The following is a 23936-nucleotide window of genomic DNA, read 5'->3' as shown; positions in this document are numbered from 1 at the left end:
ACCGAGTCGTCAGCGGCCGGTGGTACGGAAACGGTCGCGGTAGGCACCTGGGGTGACGCCGAGGAGGCGGTGGAACACACGGCGCAGCGTCTCGACCGAGCCGAACCCGCTCGCGCGGGCGACGGAGTCGAGAGGATCGCTGCCGCTCTCCAGCAGGGCTTGGGCTGCCTCCAGGCGGATCTGTTCGACGAACTGGGCCGCGCTCATGCCCGTCTCGGCCCGGAACAGACGGGTCAGATGGCGTTCGCTGACGCCTGCCCGCGCCGCCATGGTGGTCAGGCTGTGGTCGTCGCGCGGGTCCGCGGTGATGTCGTCCAGAACCTGGCGGAGTACCGAGTCCGTGCCGTACTTGGCGGTCTGCCGGACCGAGAACTGGGACTGCCCGCCCGGCCGCGCCATGAACACGACCAGGTGCTTCGCCGCGGCGCGTGCGACCTCCGCGCCCAGGTCGGTCTCGACGAGCGCCAGAGTGAGGTCGATGCCCGCGGTGATCCCGGCGGACGTGATCATGCGGCCGTCGCGCACGAAGATGGAGTCCTTGTCGACGTCGATCGCCGGGTAGCGCGCTGCCAGGTCCGCGGCGAGGCGCCAGTGGGTCGCGGCACGCCTGCCGTCGAGCAGCCCGGTCGCGGCCAGTGGGAAGGCGCCGGCACAGATCGCGGCCACCGTACGGGTCTTCGGGTCGGTCGCGATCCGGGAGATGTGCTCGATCAGAGGGCGGTCGGAGACCGCCGCCCACCAGTCCGGCCGGCCCGGGATGAGCAAGGTGTCGATACGGGAGTCGACGTCCTCGAGTGCGAGATCGGGGACCAGTTGCACTCCGCCGGTCGTCGTGACCGGCTTTCCGTCCAACGAGGCGGTCGACAGACGGTAGTTGCCGCCGTACTCGTTGGCGGCGGCATAGACATCCAACGGTCCGGTGACGTCGAGGAGTTGCACCTCGTCGAACATCACCATGAGGAGGTGGTGCGGCGACGCGGCCGACCGGTTCATAGAAAAATCCTCGTCCTTCGGGGTGGGCGTGGCAAGCGGATGGACCGGCGGCCGCGGCCCGTGCGCCGGACCGAGGGTGACGCGTCGCCGGGGGCTCATGACCCCCGGCGGCGAACGCGCACCCCTCGGATCCGAAGTGTCACGGACGGTGACAACCGGTCCAGAGGACTGCCAGGACCCGCCTCGCCCTCGACTCGGGCAGGGCGGGCCTGGACAACAGCGTTACTGACGGTGTGCGACCAGATCGGCCTCCACGGGTGAGGGGGCGGGCCGACCGCGGTCCTCGAGCACCGCCCGCAGCTTCTCTCCCTCGACGTCCACGTCGGGCAGGACCCTGCCCAGCCACTTCGGCAGCCACCACGCGGTCCGCCCGAGCAGCGCGTGGACGGCGGGAACGATGGCCATGCGGACGACGAAGGCGTCGAGGAACACGGCCACGGCCAGACCGAATCCGATCATCTTGACCGTCTGCTCGGTCGCTCCGAGGAAGCCACCGAAAACCGCGATCATGATCACCGCGGCAGCCGTGACCACGCGGGCTCCGTGCCGGAATCCTGAGACGACCGCCTGGCGCGGGGATTCGCCGCGCACGTACGCCTCCCGGATCCGGGTGACGAGGAAGACCTCGTAGTCCATCGCGAGGCCGAAGACGATGCCCACCATGAAGATCGGCATCGTGCTCATGATGGGACCGGTCGTGTCGATCCCGATCACGTCGGCCAGCCAGCCCCACTGGAACACGGCCACGACTGCGCCGAGTGCGGCGCTCACCGAGAGCAGGAAGCCCAGAGCCGCCTTGAGCGGGACCAGTACCGAGCGGAAGACCAGCATGAGGAGCAGGAACGCCAGACCCACCACGAGGGACAGATAAGGCAGCAGCGCGTCGCTCATCTTCTGCGAGAAGTCCACCTGCATGCCCGTCTGGCCGGTCACCAGGGCTCGGGCCCCCGTCTCCGCCTCGATCTCGGGGCCGGCCGCGCGGATCTCGCCGATCAGCTTCTCCGTCTGCTTGCTGCCGGGCCCCGAGGAGGGCACGACGGTGATCGTCGCGGTGTCACCCGCCTTGTTGAAGGCAGCGGGGCTCACCGCGACCACGCCTTCGATCCGCTTCACGGTGGTGATCGTCTTCGCGGCCGCGGTCCTGACGTCACCGCTGTCCTTGGCGTCGACCACCATCGCGAGCGGGCCGTTGAACCCCGGCCCGAAGCCGTCCGACAGGATGTCGTACGCCTTCCGCTGAGTGGTCTCGGCCGAGAGCGATCCCTCGTCGGGCAGCCCGAGCTCCAGCGACGCCGCGGGCACGGCGAGGGCCCCGAGGCCCAGGACGCCCGCCACGAGCACCGGCAGGGGGCGGCGCAGCACGAAGCCGGCCCAGCGCTCCCCCGCCGTGACCCTGGCGCGACGCGGCTTCGGGCCCCTCTTGCGGGCCTTGCGACCGATGATCCGCTTCCCGGCGATGCCGAGCAGAGCCGGCAGCAGCGTGAGCGCGACAAGGACGGCCAAGGCGACCGTGCCGGCCGCGGCGAGACCCATCTTGGTCAGGACCGGAATGCCGACCACCGAAAGCCCGGCCAGGGCGATCACCACGGTCAGCCCGGCGAAGACGACCGCGGAGCCGGCCGTACCGAGCGCTCGGCCGGCGGCCTCCTCACGCGGATGGCCCTCGGCGAGTTCGGCGCGGTAGCGGGTGACGACGAACAGCGCGTAGTCGATGCCGACCGCGAGGCCCAGCATCATCGCGAGCGTGGACGTCGTGTCGCCGAGGTCCAGGGTGTGGGCGAGTGCTCCGATGATGGAGACTCCGACGCCGACGCCGAGGAGGGCGGTGACGAGGGGCAGCCCTGCGGCGACCAGGGATCCGAACGTGATGAGGAGGACGAGCGCGGCCACGGCGATGCCGAGGATCTCCGTCCCGCCTTCGGGCTCCGACGGAACGGCACTCCCGCCGACCTCGACGACGAGTCCGCTGTCCCGTGCGGACGCGGCGGTGTCGACCAGGGCCTGCTTCGTCTCCTCGGTGAGGGACGCCGAGCCCACCTCGTAGGAGATGTTCGCGTACGCCGTCGAGCCGTCCTTTCCGACCGTGTGCGCGGTGAAGGGGTCGACGACGGAGGCGACCTGCGTCGAGCTCTTCTGCACGCCGGCGACGGCGTTCGCGATCGCCTCGCGGTACGCCGGGTCGGTCAGCTTCTCTCCGTCCGGCGCCTGGAACACCATGCGCGCCGTCGCAGCGTCGTGGTGAGCGTCGGGGAAGCGTTCGCTCAGTAGGTCGAAAGCCTGCTGAGCCTCGGTTCCGGGCATCGAGAAGGAGCTCGGAGCCGGTGTGATCGCGGCGGCAGCAGCGACTCCGGCCATGACCAGCAGCGCCACCCACGACAGAGTGATGAAGAACCGGTGTTGGAAGCTGAACCGGCCCAGCCTGTAAAGAAAAGTCGCCACGTGGGAGTGCTCCACTCGTTCATGTCGGATTCGACCGTCGGAAAAAGTCCCGGAAATCGGACTACTGAAAAGCTTCCGAGGCGTTCGGCGTGAATCCGTCAGCACTCCTGACGACGTTGCGGGTCACCCGTGGGGATGAGCCCTTCTCGTCGTCATCCTCCGCGCCGACATGAGGTGCAGTGGTGGAGTCGCCGTGTCGACGGACGCCGACATCGCTAGATCCCTCTGGCGACTCCACCACCACGAGGAGACCTTCCCGCACCCGGGAATCCGAGGAAACCGCTCCACGGGACACACCGCCCACGATTCAGGCCCTCGAACGAGCCCGCCGAATGTCCGGATGCATGGATTTCATGTCCCGGAATGGGGCCGTCCCGGGATATCGCGTGATCGTCGTCGGCCAATAGGCTTCCCGCGGGTCGACACGGGGCCTTTCGGTCTTTCAAATAAGCCCCGCCAAAAGGAAGTTGACCCGCTCACCTACGCGACCCAGAAGGGTTGTCCATGACCTGGATACGCCGTCTGGCAGTCCTGGGGTGCACCGCGGCGCTACTCGCCGCCGGTGTCACTCCCGCAGCCGGACAGTTCCCGGATTCCACGGAGTCGACGTTCCGGTCCGCCTCGGCCCAGACCAAGACGATCACCCTCATCACAGGGGACGTGGTCGAGCTGTACACCGGTCCGGACGGCAGACAGTCCGCCCGCATGAGAGGGGCGACACCTCTCGGCGGCAGCGCCGGACACGTGGCGGTCACCACCGCCAAGGGGGAGGTCTACGTCTACCCCCACGCCGCGCTGCCGCTCGTGACGGCGGGGAAGCTCGACAAGGAGCTCTTCAACGTCACGAAGCTCGCGCGGTACGAGTACGACGACGCGCACACCACGTCGCTGCCTCTGATCGTCACGTACGGCAGCCCTTCGGGTGTCCGTGCCAAGGGTGCCGGAGCGCAGGCCACGAAGGCGGCCGACCTCGCGGGCAGTCGCCGCAAGCACGTCTTCAAGGGCATCGACGGCGTGGCGCTGCACGAGGAAAAGAAGCAGGCCGCCCTGTTCTGGTCGGGTCTCACCGGCGCCCCCGTGAAGGGTTCCCCAGGCCTCGAAGCATCGGGTGCCTCCGCACCGGACTCCCTCCGAGGCGGCGTGGCGAAGGTCTGGCTCGACGAGAAGGTGCGGGCCGGCCTCGAACAGAGCGTGCCCCAGATCGGTGCGCCCCAGGCCTGGGCCGCGGGCCTGGACGGTACGGGGACGAAGGTCGCTGTTCTCGACACCGGCGTGGACGCCGCTCACCCGGACCTGGCGGGAAGGATCACGGAAGCGAGGTCCTTCGTCTCCGGGGTCGCCGACGCCGATGACGGCCACGGACACGGGACGCACGTCGCCGGCACCGTCGCGGGCAGCGGGGCGGCCTCGGTCGGCCGCCGCAAGGGTGTGGCCCCCGGCGCACGACTGTACGTCGGCAAGGTCCTCGACGACGGCGGGTCCGGTCTCACGTCCGACATCATCGCCGGCATGGAATGGGCGGCCGGGAGCGGTGCCTCGGTCGTCAACATGAGCCTGGGCAGCGTGCCGACCGACGGCACCGACCCGCTGTCGAGTGCCGTGAACTCCCTCACCGAGTCGCACGGGACGCTCTTCGTGGTCGCCGCGGGCAACGCTGGCGCGAGAGGCGCCGAATCGGTCGTCGCCCCGGGCGTCGCGGACGCGGCGCTGACGGTCGGAGCGGTCGACAAGCAGGACGACCTCACCCGCTTCTCCAGCCGCGGCCCACGGATAGGTGACTTCGGCGTCAAGCCCGACCTGACCGCTCCCGGTGCCGGCATCGTCGCCGCCCTGGCGCAGGGCACCAACATGACCGGCGGGCCGGTCGTGGACGACCACTACCTCAGCGCCAACGGCACATCGATGGCGGCTCCCCATGTCGCCGGTGCCGCGGCGATCCTGAAGCAGCGTCATCCCGACTGGTCGGCGCACCAGCTGAAGAGCGCCCTCGTCGGCAGCGCGAAGGCGGTCGGTCAGCATCCGTTCGACGGTGGCAGCGGCCGGGTCGACGTGGCCCGCGCGGTCAAGCAGCGCGTGGTCGCCGACGGCGCCGTGAGCTTCGGCTCGGTGCCGCCTGCCTCCGATGCTCCGTCGTCCCGGACGACGGAGCGCACGGTCACCTACCGGAACAGCGGCGACACCGCCATCATTCTCGACCTCGCCCTGGAAGAGGCGCCGAGCGCACCCGCCGGCATGTTCTCCGCGGGTGCGGCGTCGGTGACGGTGCCCGCCGGCGGCACTGCGACCGTGACCGTCACCGCGGCACCGGGAGACCGTGCCGCCGGACTCTACGGCACGCACCTGGTCGCCGCCGAGCGAGGTGGCGACGAAGTCGTCCGTACATCCGTGGCGCTGAGGATCGGCGCTCCCGATCACGACCTGAGCGTCGGCTTCAAGGACCGGCTCGGGAACGTTCCCTGCCAGGTCTCGGCGTTCGTCTTCGATCAGGACGGCAACTTCGCACCTCTGAACGTCGCGCCGGACGGAACGTCCTCGATGACGCTGCCGCAGGACGACTATGGCGTCATGTCCGTGATCCGCACCTGTACGCCGGGGACTTCGGACGACAGGGTCGAGGTCACACAGGCCGACATCCCGGAGCTGTCACTCACCTCGGACACCAGCATCGTCATGGACGCCCGCAAGGCTCAGCCCGTGACGCTGAAGACCCCCCGGCCCACCGACGCACACCACGTGGTGCTGAACAGCGACCGGTTGACCGGCCGAGGAGCCCGCGTCCTGCAGCAGACGGAGGTCCAGTACTGGGAAGCACGGGTGTCTGCCCTGCCCACACAGGCGGTGGAGACCGGCGCATACGCCTTCAACGAGACCTGGTTCGGCCATGAGCCGTGGCTGCGGGACGTGCATCTCAAAACCCCGGGATCCCGGACGAGGATGACTCCGATGTACGTGGTGGGGTCCCCGCACCTCGACGGCCGCAAGAGTGCGCGCCTGGTGCACGGCGGAACGGGCTCCGACGCGGACCTGCGCAAGCACGACGTGCGCGGAGCGATCGTCGTGGTCGACAGCACGGACGCCCGGTCCGTCGCCGAAGCGGCCCGCGGCCGCGGTGCGCTGGCGGTCATCCTGATCCATGACGGGGGGCGTGTCGTCGGCCAGGTGACCGACCTCCCGCTGCCGGTGCTGGGCGTGGCCCTCCACGAGGGACACGCGCTGCTCCGCGCGCTGAAGGCAGGCGGCGACTCCCCGATTCTGGCCTTCCGTGGCCTCGCCGAGGAGACGTACTCCTACGTCGGTTCGGTCGAGGCGGCGCGCATCCCCGACGCCCCGCTCACGCAGGTCATGGACGCGCGCAACAGCACGGTGATCGACCGTGTCTACCACGGCGAGTCGAGCCACGTCTGGACCACGCCGATCGTGCTGCCGCACCTTGAGGGCATCGGCCTCGGCATGTCGGTCCTCGCTTCGTACCCGGTTCCCACGAACAAGCGGATCGAGGAGTGGTACCTGGCCGGCAAGGACCGCTACGGGTGGTTGGTGGCACCCGGTCCCGGCAAGGTGATGACCGAGACGCAGTACCGCACGCTGCGAGCCGGCGAGCGTCTGCGCGAATCGTTCGGGAAGGCCGTCGTCAAGCCCTCCGTACCTCTGCGGACCACGCCGTTCAGCTTCTGGAGGCAGTACGCTCCCCCGCCGCCGGGCACCGCGGACTTCGGCGCCCAGCGTTCCGGGAACAGCCTCGAACTCAATGTCTCGTCCGCCGATGACGGGGCAGGTCCGGGGTCGGAGAACTTCGGCTATCCGGAGACGCTGCGCAGGACGCTCTACCGGGGTGACAAGGAGGTGGCCGCCACCGGGGAGTCCTCCTTCACCTCGTCCTACACGACGACGCCGGAGAGCGCGCGCTATCGCTACGTCTACGAGACCGAGCGGGGTGGGCAGTTCAGCGGCCTGTCGACGCAAACCCGCACCGAGTGGTCCTTCGTCTCGGGCCGGCAGGAGGAAACCCGGCCGCTTGCCCTCGTACAGGTCGGCTACGACATCCCCGTCGACCGGCAGAACCGGGCGCCGGCCGGCAGTCGCTTCTCGTTCGACCTGTCGGCCTACCAGATCGACTCCTCCCTGCCGAAGGTGACCTCGCTGAAGGCATGGGGCTCGATCGACGACGGGAAGACCTGGACGTCGCTCCACCTGCGCAAGTCCGCTGACGGGCGCTGGACCGCTCAGACGAAGAACCCCCGCACCGGGTTCGTGTCCCTGCGAGTCCAGGCGGCGGACGCCGCAGGCAACTCTGTCGATCAGACGATCATCCGTGCATACCGGGTGAGTTAGCGCCGCATCCGAGCCGACGCCTCCACAGGGGGTCTCCGTCTTCCGGCCGTTGCCGGAGGACGGAGACCCTCGCCCCCGAGATTCACCGAGGTACGGGACTGGCTCCAGGCGCATCGCTTCCGCCGGATGGTGCTCCGACGCCGGAGCCGGAGCGGGAAGGAGAGGCCGGGGAGCGGAGGGTCTCGGCCACTGCTGCCGCCGCGTCGCGCGCATGGTTGCGGGCGACGGCGGCCAGGGCTGCGTCGCCCAGGCCATCAGCCAGGCTGGCTCGAGCCGACCAGTTGTAGGAGCTGTCGGGCCGGATCCCGATTCGTTCGCTGATGAGCGCACGGGCCAGGTCGTGTCGGCCGGAGCTGAGCGCGGAGTCGAGAAGGGTCTTCTGGAGGGCGTCACGCTGTGCGTGACTGCCTCCGAACTCGTGCAGCCGGCGACGCAGCGGCCACAACAGGTCGACGACGGTGGTGTGCTTGCCTTGGGCGTGGGCGAGAAGCGCCTCACACGCGGGCAGGCCGATCTCCACGGTCATCCGGCGGTTGGTGACGGTGTCGGCAACCTCCTGGGCCAGCCACCGCCGCCGGTCGGCGATGAGCCGCGTCGCCTCCACGAACCTCCCGGCGCCGGCGTAGGACATGACGGCGTGCACGTCGTTGAACGCGTAGAAGGGTGGATCGGCTCGCGCAGCCCACGCGTCGGCCAGTGCCTCCCAGCGGGCCGTCGGCTCCGCTCCCGCGAGCCGGATCCGCCACAACAGCGCTGCGGCGTCCAGCAGTTCCATGGCCGTCCCGGCAGAATCGTCGTTGTGCAGGGCGGAGTCGTAGATACTCAAGGCGCTGTCGGTGTCTCCGGCCTCCAGGGCGTAGAGGGCGTAGTGCCACCAGTTGTGGACGTTGAGGTAGTTGCCTCGCGCCCAGTTGTCACGACGGGCGTCGAGGTAGCGGATCCCGTCGGACACGCGCCCTTGCATCTCGTACGTATGGACGACGGCGTGGATCGCCCAGACATCACGGGGGTTCTGCTCGACCGCGGCGAGACCCGCTTCCTCGGCCAGGCGATAGTGACCCGACTCTTCCAACCCGAACGCGTACATGCCCAGCATCAGGCCCCGGTGGGGTTCGTCGGCGTCCCAGGCACCGAGGGCTCCACCGATGCGGTCACGCAGGCGCACGGCGTCACCGGTGAAGAAGTCCAACTGGTGCCCGACAGCCAGGGCGAGCGCGTCCGTGGGGTACGCCAGGGACAGCTCCTCCAGCAGCCCGCCGGCGCGGTGCAGGTCTCCGGCCAGCCATGCCTCGGCCGCGGCAAGATGCATGCGCTCCCGTACGGGCAGGGACGGGATGTCCACGCCGGCCGTGTACCGGTCGAACCGCTGCCGTGCCACGACGGCCTCGCCCGGCTCGGTCCCCAGCATCCCCAGATACGCGGCGAACGACTGCGCGACGGGTGAGGCCGGCCCACTGCCGAGAGCGTCGTCGACAGCCTGCTCCACCTCGGGGCTGAAGTGGAGCAGCGCCTCGACGGCGCGGTCCAGGTGCGCGGCTGTCTCCTGTGTGCACTCGTGCAGTGGGTTGCCGTACCGGTCTGTCACCATCAGAAATCACCTCGACGCGCCTACGGGGTGGTGGAGAACCGCGGCGGGTGAAGGCACCCGCGACCACCATGTAGCCACCGGCGGCGCGTCCGGCGCCACCCCGACATGCGCCATCTGTCGAAGTGCCATGATCCGCCCTGCCGTTCCACCACTGGATCTGCCCTGCGCCGGCATGAGCCCACCGAGAGACATGGGTACGATGCATTCACCAGCACGCCATTGCAACGAATCGGAATGGATCATTGCGTTAGGCTTCACGCCATCGCAACAATCTTCAACCCTTCACCTGCATGAATGCCAGCTGCGCGCGACGCATATGTAGCCAGAAGTTCGAATGCAACGTAGCTTTCCTTCGTCAGAAATGGCGACGCAAGGAGTGCCCTCGGGAGATGGAGGAGAGCAGGATGCAGAGTTCGACACCTTGTTCCGTCTCCGCCGACCTCGCGGGGTCGAGAACGTTTTCGCCGGAGGCCGATGAGTTTCTGCGCGATCTTCCGTCTGACATGGTGTTCGACCGAGCACACGGCGGCCGAACGATGAGAAGCCCGTACGAGTCACTGAGGAATCACATGCGTACTCTGATCAGCTCTGCCTTCGTCTCCCTGGACGGCGTCGTGGAGGCTCCGGGGGGCGAGCCCGGCTACCGGAACTCCGGATGGACCTTCAAGGACGTGGAGTTCCTTCCCGAGGCGTTCGAGATCAAGAGCCGGGAGCAGAAGGAATCGTCCGCGATCCTGCTGGGCCGGACCAGCTACGAGGCGTTCAGCCCGGTGTGGCCGGACATGGAGGACTTCGCCGACTACAAACTCATGCCGAAGTACGTCGTCTCCACCACTCTCGCCGAGGGCGACCTCGTCACGAACTGGGGCGCGACCACGATCCTCCGTTCGCTCGACGAGGTGGCCGCGCTGAAGGAGACCGAAGGCGGCCCGATCATCGTGCACGGCAGCGCCACCCTCAACCGGAACCTCTCGGACGCCGGCCTCATCGACCGCTACCACCTGCTCGTCTTCCCGCTCCTGCTCGGCGCGGGCAAGCGACTGTTCAGCGGCTCGGACAAGGACACCCAGATGCTGAAGCTGGTCGAGCAGGAGGCGTACGCCAACGGCCTCCAGAAGCAGGTCTTCGACGTCGTCCGCTGAGGGAGCCGCCCGCCACTTGCCCGACGATCCGTCCGGCAGGTGGCGGACCGGCGGCGTGCCCGCCACCAGGGTCGCTGCCCCGTCACTGTTCCTCTTCCATACGGATGGCACGCCGTAGCTCGTCGGCCGCTGTGTGGCTCGTGCCCTCGCGCTGCTCCAACAAGGCCGCCGCGATGGCGTCGAGCTTGCGCTGAACGGCGTGTATGTCACGCCGTTCGGTGTTCTTCAGCAGAGTGAGCAGGAGCAGGTTGACGGCCGTCATGACATCCCCCGCGAAGATCAGCCAGGGCACGGACAGGTGCACCAGATGTACGGCGACCATGCCGAGGACCAGGAACACGCACAGGACGTAGAACGCCGGCGAGCTGGTGACGTTCGACGCCCGCTCGGAGAAGGCGGCGAACCAGTCGCGCCCGGCGCCGCCCCGCTCTGCGGGGTGCTGAGTGGTCATGCCTGTCATGCTCCCCGCCCGGGACTCGCCGGTAGGGGACGCCGGGCCGAGGGACGCGCCTGATCACCCCACCGTCGACCTCGGCACACCGAGTCCCTGGAGTGCGCGAACATCGCCTCCCACCGAGAACATCCCCCCGCCCGTTGCCGTGGGCGTTGTCGAGGGTCGGGTCCCCGCTACCCGGGGAGGCGGAAGCCGTTGAACAGGTCGTCCATGCCGCGCAGGGCCAGGTTCCCTGGGGTAGCACGGACCGCGAAGTCGCGGGCCGCCGCCGCAAGCGGGTTACGGATGGCGCCCAGGCGGCCGACCCGGCGGGCACGTACGCGCACGGCGTGGGTGCGGTCGCGACGGGCGGCGGTGTACGCGGCGAGGGCGCCCGGGATGGTGTCCGAGCTGTCACCGCCGTCTCCGGCCGGCAGCAGATGGGCGAGGACCACCGCGTCCTCGATGGCCTGGCAGCCGCCCTGGCCGAGATTGGGGGCCATCGCGTGGGCGGCGTCGCCGACCCAGGCGATCCGGCCGTGGTGCAGGCTGGGGAGCGGGGCGGCCAGGTCGTAGAGGTCGTTCTGGAGGACGTCAGCTGAGTCGAGGCGGCCGACGCGCTCCAGCAGGGCCGGGATCGGGTCGTGCCACGAACCGAAGCGACGGAGGAGTTCGGCTCGTGGGGCGGCTGACCGGGTGCCGGCAGGGACGACCGCGGTGGCGTAGAGGTAGAACCGGCCGTCGGAGAGTGGGGTCACGCCGAACCGCTCGCCCCGTCCCCAGGTCTCGCTCATGGCCGGAATCCGCAGGTCCGGGGCGTCCACGAGGGTCCGCCAAGCGGTCTCGCCGAGGTAGTGCAGGCCGGGGTGGGAAGGGAAGTACGTACGGCGCAGCGGACTGTGGATGCCGTCGGCGGCAACGACGAGATCGGCGGGAAGGTCCGGGCCGGCTTCCGTACGGACGATCGGGCGGCCCGCGGCGTTGTCGACGGCGGTCACGGCGGTGCCGTGGCGGAGGGCCTCGGGAGGCAGGGAGGCAGCCAGGGCCGCGGCAAGAGCCGGGCGCGGGACGGCGATCGGGGGCAGGCCGTAGCGCGCTGCCATGTCGGCGGTGTCGGTACGGATGAGCCACTGGCCGTCGGAGCGGCGGAGGCCCATGGTTGTGGGCACGGCGCTGCCGGTGACGTGGGCGATGTCGACCTCGATGAAGGCGAGCGCGCGCAGGGCGTTGGGGCGAGGCCGATGCCGGCGCCGGTGGTGGGGGGTTCGGGGGCGCGTTCGCAGACGGTGATGTGCCAGCCGCGGCGGTGCAGTGCGATGGCGGCCGTGAGGCCGCCTATTCCGGCCCCGACCACCACCGCGTGTCGTCTCGGCATGGAGCACCTCTCCGTCGGGTTGAAGGCATCATGTTCAGTTGCCGAGACTTCCCTACGCAACTGGGCCAAGGAGCAAAGACAACCCGCCGCCGACGGCGGCTTCGTACGGCCTCCCGTACGCGGTCGGGCCCGCCGCACCATGTGCGACGGGCCCGACAACGCTGAGAGCCATGCCATAAACCATGCAGGAAATGCAGGCGATCCGGCACGTGGAACCCCTGGCCGACATCCCGGCGCCGTTCAGCTCGCCTTGGGCATCGCGCTGTCACGGGCGGATTCCAGCACGCTGCGCCAGGAGACGACATCCGGTCTGCGGCGCAGCAGGGCGCGACGCTCGCGCTCGGTCATGCCGCCCCACACTCCGAACTCGATCCGGTTGTCGAGGGCTTCGGCCAGGCACTCCGTACGTACCGGGCAGCCCCCGCATACCGCCTTGGCGCGTTTCTGCTGGGCGGCCTTGGCGAACAGCTCCTCCGAATCGGCGGTCCTGCATGCGGCGTCCTCGCGCCAGTGGACCTCCACGACGGTCATGTCGTCCCCTCCCCCATCGACATCAACAACGAGCCTATGCCGTCGATCTGCACGGACGGCCTGTGGAGGCGCTCGTGACGCAGGACATGGCCTGATCCAGACTGTGCAGGCTCGACGCCACACCCTCTTCGGGTGCCGGGGATGGCGTCCGTGAGCATGTCTCGAAAGTGTGGCCCTGGACAGAACCCACCCATATGACGCCCGCAGTGAGTAGCATCCGGCAGCAACACACCATGCGAAGGAGAAATCAGCTGCCATGGCCGAGAACATTCAGATCGCGTACGCGGAGCGGTTCGCCAGGGACCTCGAGAAGAACCGTTCCGAGCAGGAAGACATCGCGCGGCAACTCACGGAGCTCCAGGCGCGGTTGGACGGGCTCAAGACGGACGAGAAGTGGCTGACCGAAATGCTGGGAACGGTGCCGCCGACCATGGTTGCGCAGCCCGCGGCAACCGAGGCGACACCGGAACCCGCACCGATGGAGCCGCACCTCACCAACCCGTCGCCGGCTGAGCCGGACGTCGCCGTTCCGCAGCCCAGGCAGGCGAAGACCACCAGCAAGCCCGCCCGGAAGACCGCGCCGAAGAAGCCCGCCGCCAAGAAGGCCGTCACGAAGAAGGCCACACTGAAGCAGGCCGCAGCGACCACCCAGGCATCCGCCGCGAAGAAGACCGCCGGGCCTCCCCTGCGCGAACTCATCGAAACCATCCTGTCCAAGCACGCCGGTGAGCCCCGCCTGGTGAACGAGATCCGCACCGAACTCGTGGAGATGCACCCCGAGCGCACGACGTCCATCCAGGTCGTCCGCAACAACCTGGAGAGCCTGACCAGGAAGGGCATCGTCGAGAAGGGAACCCAGCAGGGCGCCGTGATGTACTCCAAGCCCGCACCCGCCGGAATCCCGGACGAGGAGAACACGAAGGCTCCGGCAGAGGCCTAGAGGGCGTCTCTTCGATCAGCGACGCGTTGAGGAGTCGGTGCGGCAGGCGAAGCCCTCGGCCGTTCCCGCGGCGGAATGGGCAAAGGGCCCAGGACACCGCACTTACGACGGTCAGTCCTGCGGGTACCAGGGATCGCCGCTGGTCCAATGCCTCACCCAGGCACCGAAGCCGGATCCGTTCACGGAGAAGGGGGTAGGCCCCCTCGCCACTGATCCACTCATCGCGGGCGTCGCCCCGGTCTTGGGGCAGTTCGGCCAGCGGCAGGAGTCCGTAGTCCGGCGGACCCTGCTCGCAACCGTCGGACATCTCCGCCACGCACGTGCGGTACGGCTCCGGCAGCACGATGCCGTGCTCGCCACCGGGGCGCAGCAGCCCAGGACCGTCGCGGACCGCGATGTCACACGTACGACGGTGTCCTCGCCGACTTCATCACCGCCGTCCTCGTCCCGCGTCGGCGGGTGTTCCCTCACGAGTGGGCCCTTCGGCCGCCGGGCAGGGGCCCTTGCCCGGCGGCCGAAGGGGAGTTCAGCCCGCCGCCGGTGTGTAGTGGGTGGCGTCGTCGCCCTCGATGACGTAGCTGAGGATGCCGTCGACACCGGCCGGGACATCCCCCGCGACGGTCACCCGGTGCAGCAGTCGGGGCAGGTCGCCGTAGTCGTCGGGGGCGTAGTGCTGGGTGATGCGGTTGTCGAACAGGACGAGGTCGCCCGGCTGCCACGCCACGCGCACGATGTTCTCGGGACGGGTGACGTACGACTGGAAGATGCGCAGCAGGTCGCGGGAGTCGGAGGGGCCGAGGCCGATGATGCTCTGGGCGAAGGCTCCGATGAACAACCCGCGTTCCCCGGACTCGGGGTGGACCCGCACGACCGGGTGGGCGGTGCGGTACTTCCGGGAGACGAACCGCCTACGGTGTTCGGCCGCCTTCTCGCTCTTCGGGGCGGCGTAGTCGTACGCGTTGGTGTGCACCGCCCACAGCTTGTCGGCCAGCTCGCGCAGCGGTTCCGGAAGATCCCGGTAGGCGGCACCCGTGTCGGCGATGAGGGTGTTGCCGCCGTAGGGCGGGACCACGATGCTGCGCAGCGTGGACGCCTTCGGCGGCGTACGGACGAAGGTGACGTCCGTGTGCCAGTGGTTGGCGCGGATGCCCTCGTCGCCGTCGACGGGCAGGATCTGGGGCCGGCCGTCGACGGACGGCACGGTGGGGTGCGCCGTGGTGAGCTCGCCGAACAGGGAGGCGAAGCGGAGCTGGCCCTCGTCGTCGAGCTGCTGGTCCCGGAAGACGAGCGCCTTGTGTGCCAGGAGCGCGGAGTTGATCTCGGTGACGACTGCGGGGTCGAGTTCGCCGCCGAGGTCCACGCCGAGGATCTCGGCGCCGATTCGGCCGCCGATCCTGCGGATGTCGAAGCCGGTGCTGGTGGTCATGTGCGGGGTCCCTTCGGGAGATGATCAGGAGGTGATGGGCAGTGAGGCGCCCTTGGTCCCTGGTGGGCTGAGGGAGGGGCCGACGGCTCGCAGCGCGCCGGGTGTGCGGCCGTGTCCCCAGCCGATGTGCCGGCGATAGCTGCCGAGCAGGCCGGTGCGGGCCAGGTGCTCCTCGTCGCGGACGGTGGGGTGGTCGTCGGGCAGCGGGCGGGTCTGGGGCGCGACGTACAGCGCGTCGGCCGGGCAGTTCGCCTCGCACTGGAAGCAGGTCTGGCAGTCGTCGCGGCGGGCGAGCACCGGAATGCCGTCCGCACCCCTGTCGAAGACGTCGGTGGGGCAGACCTTGATGCACTTGTCGCAGGTGATGCAGCGTTCCGCCGAGACCAGTTCGATCACGAAGCCACCTCCAGTGGTACGTCCGGTGTGGTTGTCAGGGGCTCGGGCCGGGTCCACACCCTGTCGAGGCCGCCTGTGACGATGCGGTGGTGCTGCCGGGGGTCCTGCGCCGGGAAGTCGAGCCGTTTGGCCATGCCGCGGGTCTCGTTGCGGGCGAGCGCCGCGGCGTACATCCAGCGGGCGTGTGCCGCCATCGCCGACGCCTGCCGGGCCCGCACCACATCCCCGCCCTCGGCGTGCAGAGTGGCGCGCAGCTCCTGCCAGACGCTGTCGAGCACCCGCAGTGAAGCGGTGAGCTGCTCGCCGTGGCGCAGATAGTTCTTCTCGTACGGCAGAACTTCGGCCTGGACCGCGGTGATGACGTCCCGGAATCCGTCGCCGGGGGCGGGGGTGCCGGTCGGCCGGAGCCCGGCTCCGCCCGCAGCCGCGGCCGCGAGGCGCCTCGTACCGGCACGGACGCCGAGCGAGAGGGCGTGGCGGGCCGCGCCTTGACCTGCCCACGTGCCGGAGGAGATGGCCCACGCGGCGTTGTGGCTGCCACCACCGGTGAAGCCACCACAGATCAGCTCACGGGTGGCGGCGTCCCCGGCCGCGTACAGCCCCGGCACGGTGGTGGAGCAGTCGTCGCCGGCGATGCGGATGCCGCCGGTGCCGCGCACGGTGCCCTCGGCGAGCAGTGTGACGGCGAAGCGCTGTGTGAAGGGGTCGATGCCGAGCCGGTCGAAGGTGAGGAAGAAGTTCGGCTGTGCCAGCCGCATCGCCTGCCGGGCGGCCGAGTCCGCCCGGTCCAGGCGGCAGTACACCTTCTCGCTGAGCAGCGTTCTCGCGATCACGGACCGGCCGCCCTGGCTGGCCGCGCCTTCCAGGACCGTGTCGTCCTCGCGGTAGAAGGTCGCGAAGGAGTAGAACGCGGTCTTGGTGACGGAGGTGCCCTCGGGCGCGATGCCATAGGCGTTGGAGAACTCCATGCCCGACAGTTCTGCGCCCGCTTCGGCGGCGAACAGCGCACCGTCGCCGGTGTTGACGTTGCAGCCCAACGCGCCGCTGAGGAACGCGCAACCGCCGGTGGCCAGTACGACCGCTCCGGCGCGCACCCGGTACGGCTGCCCGGCCTGGCGCTGGTGCCCCCTGGCTCCGGCGACGGCCCCGGAGGCATCGGTGAGCAGCTCGGTGACCGGGCTGTGGTCGAGGATGCGTGCCCCGGCCCGCTGGACGCGGATCCGCATCCTGCGCATGTACTCCGGCCCCTGCAAACCGTTCCTGAGCTGCTTGCCGTCCGGACCTGCCGGGAAGGGATAGCGCCCTGCCGCCGCCAGCTCGTTCATGCCCGCGTACGTCTGGTCCAGCACCCGCGCCATCCAGCGCCGGTCGGCGAGGAACCCGCCCAGTGCCTCCCTGCTCGCCATGGCCGCCTCGCGCGCGGCGGGCTCCGGCGGCACGTACCAGACTCCGGTACCACTCGAGGCGGTGGCACCGCTCGTGCCGCAGTAGCCCTTGTCGGCGAGGACCACGTCCGCCCCGGCCTGCGCCGCCTTGAGCGCTGCCCACGTCGCCGCGGGCCCGCCGCCGACCACCAGGACGTCCGTGGCGAGTTCGAGCCCGGTCATGCGGGCCGTCCCTCTGCCGCGGCCGCCTCGGCCAGTCGGTTGGCGGGGCGCGGCAGACCGTAGTGTTCGCGCAAGGTGCGGCCGGTGTACTCGGTGCGGAACAGGCCGCGGCGCTGCAGGATCGGCACGACGTGGTCGACGAAGTCCTCCAGGCCGCCCGGCAGATGGGGCGGCATGATGTTGAAGCCGTCGGCGGCGCCGTGGGTGAACCACTCCTGGATCTGGTCGGCTATCTGCTCGGGCGTGCCGGCGAACACCCGGTGCCCGCGGCCGGCACCGAGGCGGGCGATGAGCTCGCGCAGGGTGAGGCCGTCGCGGCGGCCCAGCTCGGCGACAAGCGTGAAGCGGCTCTTGTTGCCGTTGATGTCCCGCTCCTCGGGCAGCTCGGGCAGTGGCCCGTCAAGCGGCAGCCCCGTCAGGTCGGTGCCGAGCATCCCGGACAACTGGGCGAGCCCGTACTCGGGGATCTGCAGCTCCGTGAGTTCCCGCTCCAGCTCGCGTGCCTCGGCCTCGGTCGAGCCTATGACGGGGGCGATACCGGGAAGTACGAGCAGCTGGTCCTCGGTCCGACCGTGGCGCGCGAGCCGCGATTTGAGGTCCTTGTAGAAGGCCTGGCCGTCGGCCAGGGTCTGCTGGGCGGTGAACACGGCCTCGGCGTACTGGGCGGCGAATTCCTTGCCGTCCTCCGACGAACCGGCCTGGACCAGCAGCGGGTGGCCCTGCGGACTGCGCGGAACGTTCAGCGGACCCTGCACCCCGAAGTGCTCGCCGCGGTGATCGATCGCCCGCACCCGGTCGGTGTCGGCGTAGACACCGCGCTCGCGGTCGAGCAGGATCGCGTCGTCCTCCCAGCTGTCCCACAGTTTGGTGGCGACTTCGACGAACTCCCGAGCCCGCTCGTAGCGCAGCCGGTGCTCCAGGTGCTCGTCCTGGCCGAAGTTGCGTGCCTCGTTCACGGTGCCGGAGGTGACGATGTTCCAGCCGGCCCGGCCGCCGCTGATGTGGTCGAGAGAGGCGAACTTGCGGGCGGTGTGGAAGGGCTCGTTGAAGGTGGTGGAGACGGTGGCGATCAGTCCGACGTGCTCGGTGACCGCCGCAAGCGCGGACAGCAGGGTGAGCGGTTCGAAGCCGCCGACCGCGTTGTACCGGGCGTTCCCCCACAGGGCGAGACCGTCGGCGAGGAAGACCGAGTCGAGCAGACCGCGCTCGGCGGTCTGGGCGAGCTGCTGGAAATAGCGCAGATCGGTGACCCGCTCGGGCTGGGTACGGGGGTGGCGCCAGGCGGCGTCATGATGGCCGGCGTTCATCAGGAAGGCGTTGAGATGCAGTCGGCGTGGGCTGGTCGCGGTCATGGGCTTCCTCGGATGCGGGGCGGGGCGGGGCGCGACGATCGGGGGCGGCAAGGCGATCGCGGGCGGCGGCGCGGCATGAGCGCGGCGCGGCCGGAGGGGGCGGGATCAGTCGTCGGCGGATACGCGCCAGGAGCTGAGCCGACGCTCCACGGCCACCAGGAGCTGGTTGAAGGTCACGCCGATGGCGGAGATCGTGATGATGCCCGCGTACATCTGCGGGATCGCGAAGTTGAACTGCGAGGCGTTGATCAGATAGCCGAGCCCCGCCTTCGCGCCGATCATCTCGGCGGCGACCAGCACCAGGATCGACACCGCCCCGGCCAGCCGGATGCCGGTGAACATCACCGGCACGGCGGACGGCAGGATCACCTTCTGGAACAGACGGGGCGTGGACAGGTCCATCGACTTCGCCAACTTCAGCAGCGTGGGGTCGACATGGCGTACCGCGCTGATCGTGTTGAGCAGGATCGGCCAGGTGCACGCGTACACCACGATGGAGATCTTCGACGTCTCCCCGATGCCCAGCAGCAGGACGAAGACCGGGAGCAGGGCCAGCGCCGCGGTGTTGCGGAACACCTCCAGCAGCGGCCCGAGCAGAGCGGCGACAGGCCGATACCAGCCGATCAGCAGACCGAGAGGTACGGCGACGGCCAGGGCCAGACCGAATCCGCTGAACGAACGCACCAGGCTCGCGTAGGTGTTGTCGGCGAGCTGACCGTCGGCCGCCAGCGCCCACCAGGCGGTGGCGACCTCACTGAACGGCGGCAGGAAGGTCCGGTCGACCAGTCCGAGCCGTGGCGCGGTCTCCCACAGCAACAGCAGAGCCACGATCGCCGCGGACTTGGTGGCCCCGGCCACCAGGAGGGACAGCAGTCGGTGGGCCGCCCCGTGGACACGAACGTTCTGATCGCGGGCTCGGCGCGGCTGCGGCGAGGGTGCCGAAGGTGGCACCTCCGAGGAGAGGGAAGGTGGGTGGATGCCTTCGGCGAGGCTCGCCGGTCCCGCCGCCAGCCGGGGGTGCGTCTCTTCGGTGGACGTGCCGGTCGTGAGGCTCATACGGAAGCCTCCTCCTTCTCCAACTGCTGAGCTCTGGCCACTTCGTCGTGGAGCAGCGCCCAGATCTCGTGCCGGTGGTGTGCGAACTCGGGGCTGGAACGGATGTCGTCCGTGCTGGTACGGGAGTCGAGGGCGACCGGCACGATCTCCTTGATGCGGCCGGGCCTTGACGTCATGACGGCGACGCGCTGTCCCAGGTAGACGGCTTCGTCGATGCTGTGCGTGATGAAGACGACGGTCTTTCCGGTGCGCTGCCAGATGCGGAGCAGTTCGTCCTGCAACGACTCACGGGTCTGGGCGTCCAGCGCGGCGAACGGCTCGTCCATGAGCAGCACGTCCGGGTCGTAGGCGAGGCTGCGAGCGATCGCCACCCGCTGCCTCATGCCACCCGACAGCTCGTGCGGATGCCGGCTCTCGAACCCGGTCAGGCCGACCAGGTCCAGGAACTCCCGGGCCCGTGCGGCCCGTTCGCGACGTGGAACGCCGGTGGCCTCCAGACCGAACTCGACATTGCCCTGCGCTGTGCGCCAGGGCAGCAGGGCGTACTGCTGGAAGACGATGCCGCGGTTCAGGCCGGGACCGGTGACGGGTTCGCCGTCCAGCAGGATCTGTCCGCCGGTGGGCCGGGCAAGTCCGCCGAGGAGATCCAGCAGTGTCGACTTGCCGCAGCCGCTGGGGCCGACCAGCACGACGAATTCGCCCGCCGATATCTCCAGGTCGATGCCGTCGACGGCGGTGAACTCCCTGGGCTTTCGTGTCCTCGAGCCTCTCTTCGCTTTCGTGTCCTTGACCTTGAAGACCTTGCGCACGCCCTCGAACACGATCTTGGGTGTGGTGGATGCCGGCATGGGATCAGCTCCCGCTCGTCGAGGCGGAGGAGGAGGGTGAGGCGGGCGCTGTGCCGGCCCCACCGGCGGTGTTGAACTCATTGGTGTAGAGGTCGCCCAACGTGACCTGGCCCTTCCGGATGTCACCGCGCTCGGCCAACCAGTCGATCCAGAGCTGGAGTTCCTTGCCGGTGATCCGGCCTGCCGTCTCGGCGACGCCGTAGGACCGCCAGTACTTCAGGGGTGTGGTGTCCTCGTTGCGTCCGCGCTTCTTCACGATCTCCGTCATCCGGGCGATGACCTCCGCGCGCGGAGTGCTGCGCGACCACTCGATGGCCCGTCCCACGGCGGTGACGAAGATCCGGGCCGTGTCGGGATTCTGCTTCAGGAAGCGGTCCGTCATCACGAAGGTGCCGGCGCTGAAGGCGCCGAGCAGGTCGAAGTCCGTGAAGAGCGGTCGGATTCCACCGGTCTCGAGGGCCTTGTCGCGCAGAATGCCGCCGAGCACGGCCACGTCGATCTGTTTCTGGCGCAGCGACTGCTCGGTGTTCACCGGAGGCACCACCAGTGGTTCGACCTTGTCGATCTCCGCCTGGGAAAGACCGCCTCGCTGCAGATAGATGTCGAGCATGGCTTCCGCGTGGGCTCCGAGAGTGTTCATCCCGACCTTCTTGCCGGTCAGATCGCGGGCGGATCGGATGGGGCTGTCCTCGAGGACGTAGTAGCCGTTGTAGGCGTGCTTGTCGGAGCCGTAATAGCTGATGACAGCCTTGATGGGGGCCTTGTTCGCGGCCAGTTTGACGACGGCTCCGTTGAAAGCACCGCCGAAGTCCGTCTGCCCGGTGGCCGCGGACTGGATGTCCTGCGGCCCGCTGATCGTGTTACCGACCCACTCCAGCTTCACGTCCTCCAGGTAGCCGAGACTCTCGGCCAGCTCGGGCAACGTGACCTGTCCTGCCCAGCCCTGATACCGCAGTGTCCGGGTCTGGCCCTTGCCGGCGGCGCCGGTTGCAGTCGCACCGCAGCCGACCGCGACCGCGGAGAGACCGAGCAGAGTGAGGAACTGTCGTCGGGTCGACGCCGTCGTAGTCATGGAATTCCTGTTCACATTCTTTGATGGAGCGGCTGGAGTGTTTCTACGAAGTTCTTCTGCGCACCTTGCGAGAACTGACATCAAGGCGGGCTGTCCGGCATGGGGAAGTCCGGTCGGAAACGGCGCGCCAGGATTCGGGCAGGGCATGGCGGACGCAGAACGTCAGCAGAAGGGAGCCTCGCCTGAGAATTCAGCGAGAAGTCCGGTCAGTTTCCGCAGCGGTACGGCGGCAACTGACGATCCACGGCGGAGAGCAGGGGAAGGCGCGCCGTTCGGCGGGCCTATCGACCGACGGAACAGATGGCGCCGGCTTGACGTCGGAGGTCGACGTGGAGCCGCGCGGCGAGGTTCTCGTACGTGCTCATGGCCAAGAGGCTTGCAGCGAAAACCGGACACGTCAATGTCTCTTCAGGCTGCGTCTCGCATATTGAATCCCGTGACATACGCGTGAAGTGCAGCGTTCACAATGGGCCGATGCGAGGCCGGGAAAGCACTCGATGCGGCGAGCCGTTCGCAGGCCCTCCGTGCGCACGTCGAGACGATGGCGGGGCCGGTGGGGAGGTCCCGGGAGACGACGTGATCAGGTTCGAGGCCTGGGTGCGTGCGAGGAGCAGGATTCGTGGCCGTTGTCCGTCCGCACCGGCGGTCCCGGCCCAGGCTCCGCGGGTCCTCGGGTGGACGGTTTCGCCTTCCGTCGTTGGGCACAGGTGCGGAGCGGTGCTCGTGGACGTGGAGAACGGCAAGCCATCCGATCTGCCCGAGCGCAGCTCGGAGACCTTTGCCGCCTGGGTGGAGGCCACCCGGGAGCGGAGGTCATCTGCCGGGACCGGGCGACCGGCTGCACCTGTGCGATCAATCAGGCCGCCACCGGAGCGCTCGGCGTGGCCGACCGGTGGCATCCGCTGCGGAACCGGTCCGTTGCGGTGGAGGAGACATGGCCGCCAGCACCGTGTCTGCCTGGGGAATCCGCTCACGAGCATGCTCAGCCCGACGCCACCGGTCAGGCGTACTCGGGTGCCGGATCAGCCGTCCGCACTCCCGAAGACCACCGTCGTCGCGCGGGTCCCCACTGTCGTGCCGGCATCCTCGATCTGGAGGAAGTTGCGATCCAGCGGCCCGCTCCGCAGATCGCTACCCAGCGGCCACAACCGGGCCGGCAGTGACCTGAGGACGGTTGGGGAGCAGCGACGCGAGGTTGTCCCTTACGAAGTCCGCCGCCCGCGAGATCGACTCGTCGGCCCCGGATCGGTCTTCAAAGACGCTGGTGGAGACCATGACTCCGTCCCCTGCGTCCACCCAGTAATACGCCACGAAGCCAGGGACTTGTCGGAGGAGAGGCACGAATCCCTCGTCCACTCGGCGCCCTGCCTCGGTGGAGTCGGTCACTCCTTCGTAACGCCGAATCACTGCGTACATAGCTGATCTCCTCATGGATCCCAAGGTCACCTTGCGCCCATCGACCTACCCCCACCGAGCGTCTCTCGCTCGGTGGACGTCCGGACGTGACCCGGATAGGCGCATGCCTTCGCCCTTGCCGAGGACGGTGTTGGTGGGTGTGGCATCGTGGCGATCATGGGTGACTCAAGGGCCGGCGCCCGCTGAGGGGCTCCGGCGAGAGAACCGGATGGCCACGCTCTCGGGCGGTCCCGCAGCGGCCTGACGACCAAAGTCCACCTGGCAGCCGACGGCCGGTGCCGTCCATTGCCACGGCTGGTCGCAGCCGGAGCTTGTCGGTGCGCATGGCGATATCACGCCACTGCTGGTCACCTCTGCCAGGAGAGCGCCTCGACCGATGCGATGTCACCCCCCTCCAGCGCCCGCGGGCGGCTGCTGGCTGGTGCAGTACCGGCACTTGGTCGCTGCCTCGGGGATGTCCTCGGCCAGACAGGCCGGGCACGTCTTCAACGGCCCCGGCTCACCGAAGACAGTGACGCCGCGGCGAGCCTGGTAGTGCTTGTACGGCACAACGATCAGGAAGTACACGACTGCCACGAAGATGAGGAAGTAAATCAGCGCCGAGATGAACTCCCCGATATCGAGGTACGTCGCGGCGTTCCCCTCCTCTCCGAGTTGCCAACCCAGTCCGGCGGAGCCACCGCCCTGGAACCGGGCGACGATCGGGCTGACCACGTAGTCGGTGAACGCCTTGATCAGAGTGGAGAAAGCCAGCGCGATGACCAGACCGACGGCGATCACGATGACGTCGCCGCGCATGAGGAAGTTCTTGAAGCCCTTGAGCACGTTTCTGCTCCCTTTCCGGAGACAGGAGTGCTCAGCACGCTAAGTCCGGCTCAGCTCTGGGACGGTGAGCCACGGCGGGAAGCACCCGGACGGCGGCCTACCGGTCGGGCCGTGGGGGTCAGCGCGAAGCGGCTCTACTGGTCGGACCAGAAGCCTCTGTGATCG

Annotated in this window: 19 protein-coding genes and 2 pseudogenes; 4 read left to right on the top strand and 17 right to left on the bottom strand. The window is 69.1% G+C overall.

The genetic code is table 11. The features are described from left to right. Window positions 1-9: 9 nt before the first annotated feature. Window positions 10-993, bottom strand: a complete 984-nt coding sequence (locus ACFC0D_RS00710; RefSeq protein ID WP_376430145.1) for a GlxA family transcriptional regulator — start codon at window positions 991-993, stop codon at window positions 10-12. Between the two features lie 222 nt (window positions 994-1215). Further along, entirely contained in the window at window positions 1216-3432 is a 2217-nt protein-coding gene (locus ACFC0D_RS00705) for an MMPL family transporter (RefSeq protein ID WP_376430143.1), read from the bottom strand. 504 nt (window positions 3433-3936) lie between these two features. Between ACFC0D_RS00705 and ACFC0D_RS00700 the strand changes: the two genes are divergently transcribed. Continuing rightward, complete coding sequence (locus tag ACFC0D_RS00700; RefSeq protein ID WP_376430141.1) at window positions 3937-7764, top strand: S8 family serine peptidase; 3828 nt, start codon at window positions 3937-3939, stop codon at window positions 7762-7764. Between the two features lie 82 nt (window positions 7765-7846). On the opposite strand, the gene ACFC0D_RS00695 is transcribed toward ACFC0D_RS00700, so the two are convergent. Beyond that, a complete protein-coding gene (locus ACFC0D_RS00695; protein WP_376430139.1) occupies window positions 7847-9352 on the bottom strand; it encodes a tetratricopeptide repeat protein in 1506 nt (501 codons plus the stop codon). 569 nt (window positions 9353-9921) lie between these two features. On the opposite strand from ACFC0D_RS00695, the gene ACFC0D_RS00690 reads away from it, so the two are divergent. Then, the gene (locus tag ACFC0D_RS00690; protein ID WP_376430136.1) at window positions 9922-10494 is read left to right on the top strand and encodes a dihydrofolate reductase family protein; all 573 of its coding nucleotides are present in this window, start codon (window positions 9922-9924) and stop codon (window positions 10492-10494) included. Window positions 10495-10576: 82 nt separating this feature from the next. Here the strand turns inward: ACFC0D_RS00690 and ACFC0D_RS00685 are convergent, their stop codons facing one another. The 4 genes from ACFC0D_RS00685 to ACFC0D_RS00670 form a co-directional block, all read right to left on the bottom strand. Beyond that, window positions 10577-10945 (bottom strand): low affinity iron permease family protein, encoded by a 369-nt coding sequence (locus ACFC0D_RS00685; RefSeq protein ID WP_376430134.1) that lies wholly within the window; start codon window positions 10943-10945, stop codon window positions 10577-10579. 176 nt (window positions 10946-11121) lie between these two features. Further along, window positions 11122-12030, bottom strand: a complete 909-nt coding sequence (locus ACFC0D_RS00680; RefSeq protein WP_376430132.1) for an FAD-dependent monooxygenase — start codon at window positions 12028-12030, stop codon at window positions 11122-11124. Beyond that, window positions 11922-12302 (bottom strand): FAD-dependent oxidoreductase, encoded by a 381-nt coding sequence (locus ACFC0D_RS00675; RefSeq protein WP_376430130.1) that lies wholly within the window; start codon window positions 12300-12302, stop codon window positions 11922-11924. The genes ACFC0D_RS00680 and ACFC0D_RS00675 overlap by 109 nt, the downstream gene beginning before the upstream one ends. A 240-nt stretch (window positions 12303-12542) precedes the next feature. Continuing rightward, window positions 12543-12833 (bottom strand): WhiB family transcriptional regulator, encoded by a 291-nt coding sequence (locus ACFC0D_RS00670; RefSeq protein ID WP_376430128.1) that lies wholly within the window; start codon window positions 12831-12833, stop codon window positions 12543-12545. A 256-nt stretch (window positions 12834-13089) separates the two neighbouring features. Between ACFC0D_RS00670 and ACFC0D_RS00665 the strand changes: the two genes are divergently transcribed. Further along, on the top strand, window positions 13090-13773 hold the full coding sequence (locus ACFC0D_RS00665) for a hypothetical protein (RefSeq protein WP_376430126.1): 684 nt from the start codon (window positions 13090-13092) through the stop codon (window positions 13771-13773). 217 nt (window positions 13774-13990) lie between these two features. Here the strand turns inward: ACFC0D_RS00665 and ACFC0D_RS00660 are convergent. The 9 genes and pseudogenes from ACFC0D_RS00660 to ACFC0D_RS00620 form a co-directional block, all read right to left on the bottom strand. Next, window positions 13991-14128 (bottom strand): annotated as a pseudogene (locus ACFC0D_RS00660) (SMI1/KNR4 family protein); the annotation flags it as partial. A gap of 171 nt (window positions 14129-14299) precedes the next feature. After that, window positions 14300-15199: a TauD/TfdA dioxygenase family protein gene (locus tag ACFC0D_RS00655; protein WP_376430124.1), complete on the bottom strand. Its 900-nt coding sequence runs from the start codon at window positions 15197-15199 to the stop codon at window positions 14300-14302. 24 nt (window positions 15200-15223) lie between these two features. Then, window positions 15224-15595 (bottom strand): 4Fe-4S dicluster domain-containing protein, encoded by a 372-nt coding sequence (locus ACFC0D_RS00650; RefSeq protein ID WP_376430122.1) that lies wholly within the window; start codon window positions 15593-15595, stop codon window positions 15224-15226. Further along, window positions 15592-17202: an FAD-dependent oxidoreductase gene (locus tag ACFC0D_RS00645; protein WP_376430120.1), complete on the bottom strand. Its 1611-nt coding sequence runs from the start codon at window positions 17200-17202 to the stop codon at window positions 15592-15594. The genes ACFC0D_RS00650 and ACFC0D_RS00645 overlap by 4 nt, the downstream gene beginning before the upstream one ends. Beyond that, complete coding sequence (locus ACFC0D_RS00640) at window positions 17199-18554, bottom strand: LLM class flavin-dependent oxidoreductase (RefSeq protein ID WP_376430118.1); 1356 nt, start codon at window positions 18552-18554, stop codon at window positions 17199-17201. Before ACFC0D_RS00640 ends, ACFC0D_RS00645 begins: the two co-directional genes overlap by 4 nt. A 105-nt stretch (window positions 18555-18659) precedes the next feature. Then, the gene (locus ACFC0D_RS00635; RefSeq protein ID WP_376430115.1) at window positions 18660-19610 is read right to left on the bottom strand and encodes an ABC transporter permease; all 951 of its coding nucleotides are present in this window, start codon (window positions 19608-19610) and stop codon (window positions 18660-18662) included. Then, entirely contained in the window at window positions 19607-20458 is an 852-nt protein-coding gene (locus ACFC0D_RS00630; RefSeq protein ID WP_376430113.1) for an ABC transporter ATP-binding protein, read from the bottom strand. Before ACFC0D_RS00630 ends, ACFC0D_RS00635 begins: the two co-directional genes overlap by 4 nt. Before the next feature lie 4 nt (window positions 20459-20462). After that, the gene (locus ACFC0D_RS00625) at window positions 20463-21530 is read right to left on the bottom strand and encodes an ABC transporter substrate-binding protein (RefSeq protein ID WP_376430111.1); all 1068 of its coding nucleotides are present in this window, start codon (window positions 21528-21530) and stop codon (window positions 20463-20465) included. Between the two features lie 281 nt (window positions 21531-21811). Continuing rightward, complete coding sequence (locus tag ACFC0D_RS00620; protein ID WP_376430351.1) at window positions 21812-21895, bottom strand: putative leader peptide; 84 nt, start codon at window positions 21893-21895, stop codon at window positions 21812-21814. A 1270-nt stretch (window positions 21896-23165) separates the two neighbouring features. Between ACFC0D_RS00620 and ACFC0D_RS00615 the strand changes: the two are divergent. After that, window positions 23166-23255: pseudogene (locus ACFC0D_RS00615) on the top strand (IS5/IS1182 family transposase); the annotation flags it as partial. A gap of 75 nt (window positions 23256-23330) precedes the next feature. Here the strand turns inward: ACFC0D_RS00615 and ACFC0D_RS00610 are convergent. After that, window positions 23331-23771 (bottom strand): MscL family protein, encoded by a 441-nt coding sequence (locus ACFC0D_RS00610; protein ID WP_376430109.1) that lies wholly within the window; start codon window positions 23769-23771, stop codon window positions 23331-23333. Window positions 23772-23936 lie beyond the last annotated feature (165 nt).

Source organism: Streptomyces sp. NPDC056222 (assembly GCF_042264065.1).
Classification (GTDB): Bacteria; Actinomycetota; Actinomycetes; order Streptomycetales; family Streptomycetaceae; genus Streptomyces.
This window is presented reverse-complemented; position numbering and strand designations above follow the sequence as displayed.

Coding starts and splice junctions, on each gene's coding strand:
- ACFC0D_RS00685 (WP_376430134.1), bottom strand. CDS start 10,945: ATGACCACTCAGCACCCCGCAGAGCGGGGCGGCGCCGGGCGCGACTGG.
- ACFC0D_RS00620 (WP_376430351.1), bottom strand. CDS start 21,895: ATGAGCACGTACGAGAACCTCGCCGCGCGGCTCCACGTCGACCTCCGA.
- ACFC0D_RS00700 (WP_376430141.1), top strand. CDS start 3,937: ATGACCTGGATACGCCGTCTGGCAGTCCTGGGGTGCACCGCGGCGCTA.
- ACFC0D_RS00710 (WP_376430145.1), bottom strand. CDS start 993: ATGAACCGGTCGGCCGCGTCGCCGCACCACCTCCTCATGGTGATGTTC.
- ACFC0D_RS00690 (WP_376430136.1), top strand. CDS start 9,922: ATGCGTACTCTGATCAGCTCTGCCTTCGTCTCCCTGGACGGCGTCGTG.
- ACFC0D_RS00675 (WP_376430130.1), bottom strand. CDS start 12,302: ATGCCGAGACGACACGCGGTGGTGGTCGGGGCCGGAATAGGCGGCCTC.
- ACFC0D_RS00645 (WP_376430120.1), bottom strand. CDS start 17,202: ATGACCGGGCTCGAACTCGCCACGGACGTCCTGGTGGTCGGCGGCGGG.
- ACFC0D_RS00635 (WP_376430115.1), bottom strand. CDS start 19,610: ATGAGCCTCACGACCGGCACGTCCACCGAAGAGACGCACCCCCGGCTG.
- ACFC0D_RS00680 (WP_376430132.1), bottom strand. CDS start 12,030: ATGGCAGCGCGCTACGGCCTGCCCCCGATCGCCGTCCCGCGCCCGGCT.
- ACFC0D_RS00625 (WP_376430111.1), bottom strand. CDS start 21,530: ATGACTACGACGGCGTCGACCCGACGACAGTTCCTCACTCTGCTCGGT.
- ACFC0D_RS00640 (WP_376430118.1), bottom strand. CDS start 18,554: ATGACCGCGACCAGCCCACGCCGACTGCATCTCAACGCCTTCCTGATG.
- ACFC0D_RS00630 (WP_376430113.1), bottom strand. CDS start 20,458: ATGCCGGCATCCACCACACCCAAGATCGTGTTCGAGGGCGTGCGCAAG.
- ACFC0D_RS00655 (WP_376430124.1), bottom strand. CDS start 15,199: ATGACCACCAGCACCGGCTTCGACATCCGCAGGATCGGCGGCCGAATC.
- ACFC0D_RS00665 (WP_376430126.1), top strand. CDS start 13,090: ATGGCCGAGAACATTCAGATCGCGTACGCGGAGCGGTTCGCCAGGGAC.
- ACFC0D_RS00670 (WP_376430128.1), bottom strand. CDS start 12,833: ATGACCGTCGTGGAGGTCCACTGGCGCGAGGACGCCGCATGCAGGACC.
- ACFC0D_RS00695 (WP_376430139.1), bottom strand. CDS start 9,352: ATGGTGACAGACCGGTACGGCAACCCACTGCACGAGTGCACACAGGAG.